Annotated in this window: 11 protein-coding genes; 8 read left to right on the top strand and 3 right to left on the bottom strand. The window is 70.3% G+C overall.

Annotated features, from left to right (window positions below; translation table 11 throughout):
- Window positions 1-1,104, bottom strand: a 1,104-nt coding sequence (locus G3I65_RS51060; protein ID WP_203612735.1) for an ALF repeat-containing protein, incomplete at its 3' end; no start/stop codon positions are given.
- Window positions 1,105-1,521: 417 nt separating this feature from the next.
- Between G3I65_RS51060 and G3I65_RS51055 the strand changes: the two genes are divergently transcribed.
- The 4 genes from G3I65_RS51055 (at window position 1,522) to G3I65_RS51040 (ending at window position 6,848) form a co-directional block, all read left to right on the top strand.
- The gene (locus tag G3I65_RS51055) at window positions 1,522-3,636 is read left to right on the top strand and encodes an FG-GAP-like repeat-containing protein (RefSeq protein ID WP_309236078.1); all 2,115 of its coding nucleotides are present in this window, start codon (window positions 1,522-1,524) and stop codon (window positions 3,634-3,636) included.
- Between the two features lie 145 nt (window positions 3,637-3,781).
- Window positions 3,782-5,518, top strand: a complete 1,737-nt coding sequence (locus tag G3I65_RS51050) for an arabinofuranosyltransferase (RefSeq protein ID WP_239071958.1) — start codon at window positions 3,782-3,784, stop codon at window positions 5,516-5,518.
- 133 nt (window positions 5,519-5,651) lie between these two features.
- Window positions 5,652-6,347: a trypsin-like serine protease gene (locus G3I65_RS51045; RefSeq protein WP_166641628.1), complete on the top strand. Its 696-nt coding sequence runs from the start codon at window positions 5,652-5,654 to the stop codon at window positions 6,345-6,347.
- Between the two features lie 57 nt (window positions 6,348-6,404).
- Window positions 6,405-6,848: a YdeI/OmpD-associated family protein gene (locus G3I65_RS51040; protein WP_160703144.1), complete on the top strand. Its 444-nt coding sequence runs from the start codon at window positions 6,405-6,407 to the stop codon at window positions 6,846-6,848.
- A gap of 21 nt (window positions 6,849-6,869) precedes the next feature.
- On the opposite strand, the gene G3I65_RS51035 is transcribed toward G3I65_RS51040, so the two are convergent.
- A complete protein-coding gene (locus G3I65_RS51035) occupies window positions 6,870-8,264 on the bottom strand; it encodes a class I adenylate-forming enzyme family protein (RefSeq protein ID WP_160703142.1) in 1,395 nt (464 codons plus the stop codon).
- A gap of 30 nt (window positions 8,265-8,294) precedes the next feature.
- On the bottom strand, window positions 8,295-9,263 hold the full coding sequence (locus tag G3I65_RS51030) for a hypothetical protein (RefSeq protein WP_160703140.1): 969 nt from the start codon (window positions 9,261-9,263) through the stop codon (window positions 8,295-8,297).
- Window positions 9,264-9,479: 216 nt separating this feature from the next.
- On the opposite strand from G3I65_RS51030, the gene G3I65_RS51025 reads away from it, so the two are divergent.
- The 4 genes from G3I65_RS51025 to G3I65_RS51010 all read left to right on the top strand — a co-directional run.
- Window positions 9,480-9,824 carry a WXG100 family type VII secretion target gene (locus G3I65_RS51025; protein WP_086856673.1) on the top strand — a complete coding sequence of 115 codons (345 nt, stop codon included), beginning with the start codon at window positions 9,480-9,482 and terminating at the stop codon, window positions 9,822-9,824.
- 18 nt (window positions 9,825-9,842) lie between these two features.
- A complete protein-coding gene (locus G3I65_RS51020) occupies window positions 9,843-10,145 on the top strand; it encodes a hypothetical protein (RefSeq protein WP_020644701.1) in 303 nt (100 codons plus the stop codon).
- Between the two features lie 103 nt (window positions 10,146-10,248).
- Window positions 10,249-10,635: a hypothetical protein gene (locus G3I65_RS51015; protein ID WP_125306878.1), complete on the top strand. Its 387-nt coding sequence runs from the start codon at window positions 10,249-10,251 to the stop codon at window positions 10,633-10,635.
- Window positions 10,632-11,268 (top strand): WXG100 family type VII secretion target (locus tag G3I65_RS51010; RefSeq protein ID WP_239071957.1); only part of this gene is annotated, 637 nt, incomplete at its 3' end. The genes G3I65_RS51015 and G3I65_RS51010, both read left to right, overlap by 4 nt.

Here is an 11,268-nt window from a genome sequence, read left to right as displayed (position 1 = left end):
GGTCGCCGCGCGGGTGGCGGCACCGGACGCGACACGAGCGGCGACGCTCGCGGCGTTCGCCGCGCCGACTGCTTCCCTCGCGGCCGAGGCGGCTTTGTCTGCGGCATCGGCGGCCTGAACCGCAGCCGCGGAGGCAGCGTTCGCGTCGTCGTGCGCGTTCGCGCTCGCAGTCGCCGCCGCTTCGGCCGCCTGCTTGGCCAGCTGCGCCTCGGTCACCGCTCGAGCAGACGCGTCCTTGGACGCTTGCGTCTCCCTCGCCGCTTCCTCGCCGGCGTCTTTCGCCGCGCCAGCGAGCTGCGCGATGGTCGACGTCTCCAGGTCACGCGCCTCGGCGATCTCGCGATCGTGGTTGAGGAACTGGACGTACGCCTCGACGGTGTCGGCATCGAGAGCTCGCTGCGCGGCCGCACGGGTCTCGGGACCGCCAACGGCGAGGGCTTGGTCCACCCGGATCCGCTGGTCGAGCGCGTAGGGCCCCTTCCAACCAGTATCGAGGAAGGTCTCCAGCGCCTCGTCGGAGTCTGCGTCCAATGCCACCTGCGCGGCCTTCTGCAGCTGGGGACCGCCGACGGCGAGCATCTGGTCGACCCGGATCCGCCGATCCAGGCTCGACGGTTGTTGCCACCCCGCCGACAGGAACGTGGCGATCGCCGTGTCGTCAGTCGCGTCGAGTGCCCGCTGCGCGGCGCTCTTGATGGTCGGGCCACCCGAGGCCAGCATCCGGTTCACGCTGATCCGGTCATCTGCTTTGCGGTCCTGCGGCAGCTTGACGGTCAGAAAGGCGGCGATGTCGGCGTCGGTACCGATCAGAGCCGTCGCCGCGTCGGCCTTGACCGTAGGGCCACCCAGCTGCCAAAGCTGCACGACCCGGTCCCGGTCGGTCAACGGCGGAGCCGAGGTTTCCGACGGTTGTTCCGTATCGGCCAGCGCTGCCGGCGCGGTCAAGGCCCCCGCGAGCAACGCGACGACCAACAGGAGCAGCCTGACGGCCGTCCGGCCCGTTTCCCGGCGCGCGAACATCACCCAGTCCCCCTCGCATGAACCAAAGCTCGTACGGCCGAATGGCGCACGCAGATCCCCGACAAAGCTGCCGAAAAGAAGCAACCCCGTTCACGTTAGCCACGCGTTAACCCGTAGAAAATATGGTCTAGATCACTTCAGATTTCGGTAAATAAGTCGCCGCTTCATCCGATAGGCCTCGCGGTGCACACTGCGGTAAGACGCACGTAACGGACAGATCGGACTTCGATGAGAACGAGCTCGAAAGCTCTGCCGAGTATCGTTGCCGCCCTTGCGGTTACGACGTTTCTCGGCACCGCGACTCCGGCCACGGCCGCCGTCACGGCAACAGATCAGCAGACCGCGCCGGTGGAAGACTTCGCCTACCCCGGCGCGGCCGACATTCTGGCTGATTACGGAGTCACGCTGATATCAGGAGACGGACACCTGATTTTCGTGGATTGTTCGACTCCGCCCGACGGAAACCTCGGCCTGATCCGAGTCCGAACGACCGACGACCCCGTGACGACGCTGAACAAGACCCTCTGCTTCAAGGCTCTGGCACCTACGGCACAGCTGTCCCTGAAAGTGCCCGCGGTCTTCGAAATTCGCGGAGACGGCCAGGTCGCGGGGACGGGGCACCAGGTGACCGCGGACCTCACCACCGACACCGGCCAGCACACCTCGGTCACGGTCAAGCCCAGCGGGAGCACGCCGGTCGGGGTCGGCGCGGACCCCACCGGTCAGCCGACGACTTTGCTGCAATTGGTCGTCACGGGGATCCTGCCCGGCTCGGACCCCGGAACCGGTAGTCCCACGAGCGCACCCGGCTTCGCCGCGAAGGTCGCCATGGATGGTCGCGCGTGCAGCGGGGCGCTCGTTGAGCCCACGCTCGTACTCACGGCCGCGAGCTGCTTCCCGGAGAACCCCCAGGGCGGGGTGCCGACGAAGCAGACCACCGTCACCGTCGGTCGGCCCGATTTGTCCGGTACCGGTGGCCACGTAGCGAAGGTGACCGGCTTGATCGTCCGGTCCGACCGTGACGTCGCCCTGGCTCGCATCGACACCACGATCACCGATGTCACTCCACTTCCCCTGCCGACGACCGCAGGTGCACCCGGCACGGGTGAGATCCTCTCCGTCAGCGGGTGGGGACGCACCTCGGATACATGGGTCCCGAACCAGGCACACGTCGCGACGTTCACCGCGCCGGCCAGTACCGCGACGACCCTGTCGCTGACCGGGGCCAACGGCGCGGACGCCTGCAAGGGCGACGCCGGCGCGCCGGTCTTCCGCCAGAACGGGACCGTGGCGGCCGTCGTGAGCTCGTCCTGGCAGCACGGCTGCCTCGCCGAGACCGAGACGCGGCAAGGCACCACCGCCGCTCGCGTCGACGACCTCGGCAGCTGGATCCGGAGCCAGGCGATCACCGGCACCGCGAAGGCCGTCGGCCACGGTGTCACGCTCTCCTGGACCCCGCTGGCCGCCTCCGACGACGCGACCTACTCCATCTACGCCAACTCGGCGGGTCCGGCGACCAACAGTGCGACGCAGCTGATCGGCACCACGAAGGCCGCCACGTTCCTGCACTCCGCAACCTCGCGCAAGACGTGGTCGTACCTCGTCGTCGCGTCGGGCGGCGCCGCCAGCCCGCAGTTCACCGCCACCACCGGACCGCGGTCGCTGAGCGACTTCACCGGTGACGGCAAGGCCGACGTCGCCACCTTCACCCGCGGCTCCGCCGGCGACGTCTTCGTGGCCGCCTCCGACGGGACGAAGTTCAACGGCACCAGTGCGTTGTGGCACGACCGGTTCTCGGTCGGTACCGAGATTCCGCTGTCCGGCGATTTCAACGGTGACGGCAAAGCGGACGTGGCCACGTTCAGCCGCGGCAGCACCGCCGACGTCTACGTCGCGCTTTCCGACGGGACGAAGTTCGACGGCAACGGTGTGCTGTGGGACGACTTCTTCGCGGCCAACAGTGAAACCCCCGCGGTCGGGGACTTCAACGGCGACGGCAAGGACGACATCGCCACCTTCACCCTCGGCACGAGCGGTGACGTCTACGTCGCGCTGTCCGACGGCACCAAGTTCGGCGCCAGCTCGATCTGGCACGGCGACTTCGGTTTCGGCGCCGAACAGCCCTACGTCGGCGACTTCAACGGCGATGGCAAGGACGACGTCGCCGTCTTCACCCGCGGCACCGGTGGTGACGTCTACGTCGCGCTCTCCGACGGCACCAAGTTCGTCGGCAACGGCGTGAAGTGGCACGACAACTTCGCCTTCAACAGCGAAATCCCCGCCATCGGGGACTTCAACGGCGACGGCAAGGACGACATCGCCACCTTCACCCGGGGCACCGCCGGCGACGTGTTCGTCGCGCTGTCCGACGGCACGAAGTTCGTCGGCAACAGCATCAAGTGGCACGAGTACTTCGCGGCGAACGACGAAATGCCGGGTACCGGCGATTTCAACGGCGACGGCAAGGATGACGCCATCACCTTCACCCGGGGCACCGCCGGTGACGTCTACGTCGCCTTGTCGACCGGCGCGAAGTTCGACGCAGGCACCGCCTGGCACGGCAACTTCGCCTTCAACACCGAAGTCCCGGTCCCCCGGGCCATCGCGATCCTCTGAGTGACGGCGGGCGGGCCCGGTGGGCCCGCCCGCTGTTGCTAGGCTCCGAGGATCGACAGGTGATCACCCGCGGCCCGTGCCGCCCGCTGGTCCCCGCCTCCGGCGCGCGTCGACATCACCCCTTGGTACGAGGAGCCTGTCCCGGATGAGCACGGTCGTCGCCGACGGAGCAACCGCCCCGCTCGTCGAGCACCCGGCATCGAGGCGCGTGCGGCTCGGCAACTGGCTCGTGCTCGGGCTCACGATCGCCGTGTTCGCGGTGCTCGCCTGGAACCGGCGCTGGATGAGCGACGACGGGCTGATCGTCCTACGGACGGTTCGCCAGATCCTGGCCGGCAACGGACCGGTGTTCAACGCCGGCGAGCGGGTCGAGTCGAACACCAGCACGCTCTGGACCTACCTGCTGGTGGCCTTCGGCTGGATCCCCGGGCTGCGGCTCGAATGGCTCGCGGTGGTCCTGGGCCTGCTGTGCTCGACCGGCGGCCTGCTGCTGGCTCTCGACGGCACCCGGCGGCTCGTCGGTTCCGCACTCGTGGCTCCGGCCGGCGTCCTCGTGCTCATCGCCTTGCCGCCGTTCCGGGACTTCGCCACCTCCGGTCTCGAGACCGGCCTGATCACCCTGTGGCTGGGGACGACGTGGTGGCTGCTCGTCCGGCACGCGCGGCGCACGCCGGCCGGTCCGGTCTGGGGCACCGCGGTCGTCATCGGCCTCGGTGTGCTCGTCCGGCCGGACCTCGCGCTGTTCAGCGTGGCAGCCGGTGCCGGGTTGCTGGTGCTCGAATGGCGTGGCTGGCGCCAGGGCCTGCTGTGGGGCGCCGCCGCGGCCGCGCTGCCCGTGGCCTACCAGGTGTTCCGCATGGGCTACTACGGCCTGCTCACCCCGAACACCGCACTGGTCAAGGAGGCGTCGGGCGCCCTGTGGGGCCGCGGCTGGGCCTACCTGACCGACTTCGCCGCCCCCTACTACCTGTGGATCCCGCTCACCTTGTGCCTGCTCCTCGCCGGCCTGGGTCTGCGGCGGACCCGGATCGAGCGGCGGATGGCGGTCGTCGTGGCCGTTCCGCTGTTCGGCGGGCTCGCCCTGGCCCTCTACGTCGTGCGGGTCGGCGGCGACTTCATGCACGCGCGGATGTTGCTGCCCGCGCTCGTCAGCCTCCTGCTGCCGGTGCTGGTCGTCCGGCTCAGCCGGGTCACCGTCGTTCCGCTTCTCGCCCTCGGCATCTGGACGATCGTCGCCGCCGGGTGGCTTCGCACGAGCTACACCACCTTGCCCGCGGCCGAAGACGAGACGCTGGGCATCGCCGACGAACGAGCCGCCTACGTCGCCGCGAGCCGCCACGAGCACCCGATCCTGGCCGAGGACTTCGACGAATTCACCGCGCTCACCGACCCGATCAACGCGATGCTCGCCACCGGGCAGGCACCCGCCGTCCTCGTCCAGAACAAGCAGGGCGAGTGGCATCGCTACCCGACGACCAACGGCCACACCGTCGCCACCTTCTTCAACATCGGCGGCCCCGGCATGCTGCTGCCGCTCGACATGTGGGTGCACGACCCGATCGGCCTGGCCAACCCCGTGGCCGCGCACACCACCCCCTACCCCGGCCGCCGCATCGGCCACAACAAGTACGCGGGCACACCGTGGGAAGTCGCCGAGCTGACCGGGGAAACCCCGGTCGAGCTGACCGTGAACGGCGACTTCACCGTGCCCAGCATCGACGCCATCCGCGGCATCTTCGCGTGCCCGCCCAACCGGGACGTGCTCGACTCGGTCCGCGCGCCGCTCACCTTCGACCGGTTCCGGCAGAACCTCCTCCACGCCGGCGGCCGCACGGCGCTGCGCTACGACTACGACCCGCGCCACGCCACGCGCTGCAGCTGACTCCCCGTCACCGTCGGCAAGTTACCGACTTCGGTAGGTACCCAAAAATGTCCCACGGAACTTACTTTGTGCTCGTCGCCCGTATTCCGGGGCCGACATCCGGATCACCTGGCCGAAGGGCATTTTCATGCGAATGTCGAGGGCTGTTGCCGTGGTGGGTGCCGCCGCGGTGCTGGGCTTGGGCTCAGCGGGGGTTGCGGACGCCCAGCAGGACATCATCGGCGGGAGCACCGTCTCCTCCGCGCCGTGGGGCGCCCAGATCTACTGGAACGACGTCACCACCTACGGCGGGTTCGAGTGCTCGGGGACGATCATCGCCCCGCAGTGGGTGCTCACCGCGCGGCACTGCCTGAACTCGCCGGGCATGCACGTCAAGGTCGGCAACGTGACGCTCCAGCAGGGCACGAACGCCAACGTCGACCAGCAGAAGGCGTCGCCGAACGGGGACATCGCGCTGCTGCACCTGACGACCGCCGTGAACACCACGTACATGAAGCTCGGCACCGGCAACCCGCCGACCGGGGCCACCAACCAGATCTACGGCTGGGGCCGCACGCAGGGCACCAGCCCGCCCTCGAGCACCCTCAAGACCGCGAACGTGCGCGTGACCGGCACGAGCACGGACGCCTTCGGTGGCAAGGCCATCGCCAGCCAGGGCATCGACGGCTCGGCGTGGCACGGCGACTCGGGCGGCCCGCAGCTCTCCAACGGCGTCCAGGTCGGTGTGTGCTCCACGGGCAACAACTCCGGTTCGAACCCGCAGGGCACGCAGAACTACGCGAGCGTCGCGTCGAGCCGCAGCTGGATCCAGCAGACCGCCGGCGTCTGACCCGCGCCCGGGCCGGCCTCTCCGCCCGGGAGGCCGGCCCGGGGCATACTCGCGGCCATGGAGTTCGAGACGCAGGTGCTGCTCGGCGGCAAGACCGCGACCGGCCTGCCGGTGCCCGACGACGTCGTCGAGGCGCTGGGGGCAGGCAGGAAACCCGCGGTCACCGTCACGCTGGGCGGCCACACCTACCGCACGACGGTCGCGAGCCGGGGCGGGCGGTTCCTCGTGCCGCTCAGCGCGGAGAACCGGGAGAAGGCCGGGGTCGCCGCCGGGGACACCGTCAGGGTCGAGATCGCCCTCGACACCGCCCCGCGCGAGCTGGAGATCCCGCCGGACCTCGCCGAGGCGCTGGCCGCGGACGACACCGCGCGAGAGCGGTTCGAAAGCCTTTCCTACAGCGCGAAACAGCGGTTCGTACTGCCGATCGGCCAGGCGAAGACCGCGGAAACCCGGCAGCGGCGGGTCGCGAAGGTGATCACGGACCTCCGCGCCGGCCAGTGACCGTCAGTCCACAACGGACCGTCACAGCGCCGCCTTGTCCGGTTTCCCCGACGGCGCAACGGGAACCGCGCCCACGAAGCTGAACCGCGCCGGAACCGCCGCCTCCCCCAGCTCGGCCGCCACCGCCTTGCGCACCTCCGCCAGGTCCGGCTCACGGCCCGGCACCGGGACCACGAACGCGTGCGCCGCTTCGCCCGTCCGCGGGTCCGGGACCGCCACCACGTACGCCTGGTCGACGTCCGGGTGTGCCGCGATCGCGCGCTCGATCGGGCCGGTGTAGTGGATGATCGCGTTCACGATCACCACGTCGCGGGCCCGGCCCGACAGGTGCAGGTACCCCGCCGAATCCAGGTGCCCGAGGTCCTGCGTCCGCACCCAGCCGTCGCGCAGCACCGACGCCGTCGTCTCGGGATCGCGCCAATAGCCCGAAAACGCCGACGGGGTGCGCACCCAGATCTCGTCGCGGACGTCGATTTGCACCGTGTCACAAGGCTTTCCGACCGAGCCGATCCCCTCGTTGGCCCGGCAGATCGTCAGCATCCCGGTCTCGGTCTGCCCGTAGGCGTGGTGCATCGCGGGCCCGATCCGCTCGGCTGCCTCGGCCAGTTTGTGTTGCGGTACCGGGGATCCCGCGACGATCAGCGCCCGCAACGCGCTCAGGTCAACAGGCGCGTCGCGCAGGTCGTCCAGGATCCGGTGCAGCCGAGGCACAGTCGTCAAGGCCGCGGTGATCCCCAGGCGCGGGAGCACGCCGGGGAAGTCCGGCAGCCCCTCCGGGATCACCGCGGTGCCGCCGGACATCAGGGAAACCCCCAGCTGCTCGACCATCACCGCGCTGGCCAGGGAGCCGAACAGCAGGTACCGCCCGAACTTCGCGCCCAGCCGCTCGTGGGCCGTGCCGGGCAGCGGCGGCCGCCAGACGCGGCCGTCGGTCAGGGCGCGGTAGCTGTAGGCCACGCCCTTCGGGACGCCGGTGCTGCCGCTGGTGAACACCACCGTCGCGATGTCCTCGAGCCGCGCGCCCGGCAGCGGCTCCTCGTACTTCCCCAGCAACGCGGACCCGATCCGCAGCACCGGCACACCGGTGTCCACCACCTCCACCGAGCCGTCCACGACCAGCGCCGAGACGTCGGCGAGGACGTGCCGCAGCTGCGCCTCCGGCAGCCCGGCCCGGACGGCGACCGCGCGGCCGCCGAGCACGTGCACCGCGATCAGCGCGGCGAACCCCTCGGGGGTGACGGCGGTGGCGAGGCCGACGCCGTCGCCGGCACCGAGCCCGGCCGCCCGCAGGCCCGCGGTGAACCGGCCGATCAGCTCCCGCAGCTCGCCGCGCGACGTGACGCGGGAACCGTGTTCGAACGCGGGAACGTCCGGAGCGCGCTCCAGCTCGTCCAGCAGAGCCTGCGGGTGGACCATCTCGACCGCCTTTCGCCCGGGGGTCCCGGTCTACCGGGCGGATCTCAGAATTTCGGCAGAAGGCCGCACGGCCACCGCCGCCGCCCCCGCGACCGCCAGCGCCAGCGCGAAGGCCGCGGCGAGGGTCCAGAAGTCCGGGTGGACGATCGACTGCCCGCGCTGGGCCTGCCAGGTGAGCAGGGCCAGCAGGCCCGCGTAGCCCGCGCCGGCGATCCGGACGACCCGCCGCCGGACGGCGTCGGCGGACAGCACCGGGTACCGGCGGGCCAGCAGGAGCAGCCCGAACGCGACCAGCGGCAGCACCTGCAAGCCGTGGATGCCGACGAAGTGCGGGATACGCATGTCCCCGCCCGCGGTGCTCCAGCCGAGCACCGGCAGCCCGGGCCCGCCGTCCTCGACGCCGACGGAATGGGCGCCGAACGTCGAAGGCTTGCCACCCGCGTCGAGCACGGCCCGCTGTGCCGGCGAAGGCGAGAACATCAGCATCGCGACGCCCATCCCGGCCAGCGCCAACCCGGTCCCCCAGCGCAACGCCGACGTCAGCGCCCGGTCCGGCAGGCGCTGGAACAGCAGCAGCACGACCACGGCGGCGGTCATCAGCCACGCCGCGTAGGCCCCACCCGCGACGACGTTGTTGATCATCACGTCGGCCGGGGTCGCCTTGTTGAAGTGCAACGTGGTGCCGCGGAAGATCATCTGCACCACGATCAGCCCGACGTCCAGGCCGATTCCGGCGGCGAACACCGTGCCGAACCACCAGCCCGCGCGCCGGCCGCGGCGCACGTGGGTCAGCAGCCAGGCCAGCGTCAGCGCGTACAGCCCGACCGAGACCGAGAACTTGAACGGCTTGAGCCAGACCGGCGCATTGACCAGCGTGCGATCATCGAAGAACAGGCCGAGCAGCGACGCCGCGCACAGCACCCCCATCACCCCGGCGAGCACCACCAGCGGGCGGTGCCACGACCGGAGCGTGACCAGCGGATTTCCCTTGTCTGCCATGGCATACAGCCTGGCGCCGGGCCGGCCGCCGGGCACTGGAGCACGCCCCCGGCCCGGGGTGGGGCAGCCCCTACCGATCCCCTGTGGGTAATAGTGCCGTCACTACGACCGGCAGTTGTGCCGTTTGACCGCACTGGCCTCTTTTCTAGCGTGACTTTCACACCGCGCGGACCACCGCGCCAGGGGAATTCGCTTCAGGAAGGAGGTGGCCCGTCGATGTCCAGTCCGGGATTCCAGGCAGATTCCGCTGCCATGACGCGCGCCGTCCAGGGTTTCGAGGAAACCGCGACGAACGCCAAGTCCACGATGGCCAGCTTGGAGTCCGAGCTGACCGAGGCGCTGCGCAACTACAAGGGTGACCAGGCCGTGGCGTTCTGGGACCTGCAGCGCCGTCTCCAGGAGAAGATGACCGTGGCCGTGAAGGAGCTCGACACCATGTCGCAGCTCGTCCACACCAGCCACCAGAACTACGGCCGCGGCGACGCCGACGTCCACCAGAGCTTCCAGGGGGTCGGCAACTCCCTCGAGGGCTCGGGCGTGATCCCCCGCCTCAACCCCTGACCCGAGAGGACGCCCACCATGGCCGACGTCGTCGAAATCAATTTCGCCGCGCTGCAGCACAGCTCGGCATCCCTGGCCGCCAAGGCCAAGGCGCTCACCTCGCAGCTGGAGCAGCTGCACCAGAACCTGCAGCCGATCACCGCGACCTGGTACGCCTCCGGCAGCTCCGCCGGTGACGCGGCCCGCCAGTCGGAGACCCGGCTGCGCCAGGCCACCGCGGACATCGTCGCCATCATCGCGCAGTTCGGCGGCAAGGTCGGCGAGGCCCACGACCTCCAGCAGTCGCTGGAGAACCGCAACCAGGGGCTGTTCGCGGGCTGATCCGCGCCCAGACGTCGGTCGGCCGGTGCGGGAAACCCCCCGCTCGCACCGGCCGACCGGCTTTCCCCATGTCCGCCCAGTCGCGCCCAGAGAGCCGGGACCGATGCCAGACCAGTCGTACTACGTCCACCTGGAATCGCTGAAGGACTTCGTGCGGGAGCTGGAAACCCAGATCCACGCGATGTCGAAACCGAACGACTTCCTGCTCACCCTCGGCGCTGAGCCGCTGTTGTTCGGCGAGTTCGGCGAAGCCGGGTCGCTGGCCGACGCGCACCGCGCCGCCGTCTCGGAGATGCAGGGCCTGCTCGACCAGGTCCGCAGCGCGATCGGCTTCGCGCAGGACGTGACCACCACGGTCGCCGACGGCTACGAGCACGCCGACCAGGCCGTGGCCGGGGACCTGCACCACTCGGGTGCCGTCACCAACCTGCTCGACCCGGTGCTCGGGCTGCTGGGCCTCGGTGACTCGGACGGGAGCCGCAAGGGATGACGAAGAACACCGCGCACACGAACTTCGCCGCGTACAGCCACCAGCAGCTGTACGCGATGCTCCAGGCCGGCGACCCGAACAGCGCGCGCCACGCCGCCGACAAGTGGAAGTCCGCCGCGCTGCACCTGCACGAGCAGGCCCACAACCTCAACTCGGAGCTGACCGAGTTCAAGGACCAGTGGACCGGTGGCGCGGCCGACCAGTACCAGCACATGATCATCGACCTGGCGAACGGCATCTCCAAGGTGGCGCAGACCGCCGAGTCGATGAACGTGATGCTGGGCGACGCGGCCGACGCGCTGGTGAAGGCCAAGAAGGAGATGCCGCCGCCGGTTTCGGTGCCGGACGTCTCCCCCGCCGACGTCGCGCTCGCGGTGAACCCGCCGCTGCTGCCGCCGGACGCGTCCCCCGCGGTGATGCAGGCCGCCGCGCAGCAGCGCCAGCAGGCGATCGCGAACGTCGAGGCCCAGCAGTCCGCGGCCAACGCGGCCGGGTCGGCGCACGGCAAGGCGATCGTCGTCATGACCGAACTGGCCGGGGAGTACACCGTGGCCGAAGAGTCGATCCCGGCGTCGCCGAACGCGGTCCCGGTGCCCGCGACCCCGCCCACCGGCGGCGGTGGCGCCGGGAGCG

The sequence above is a fragment of the Amycolatopsis sp. SID8362 genome, assembly GCF_010550475.1.
GTDB classification, from domain to species: domain Bacteria; phylum Actinomycetota; class Actinomycetes; order Mycobacteriales; family Pseudonocardiaceae; genus Amycolatopsis; species Amycolatopsis eburnea.
This window is presented reverse-complemented; position numbering and strand designations above follow the sequence as displayed.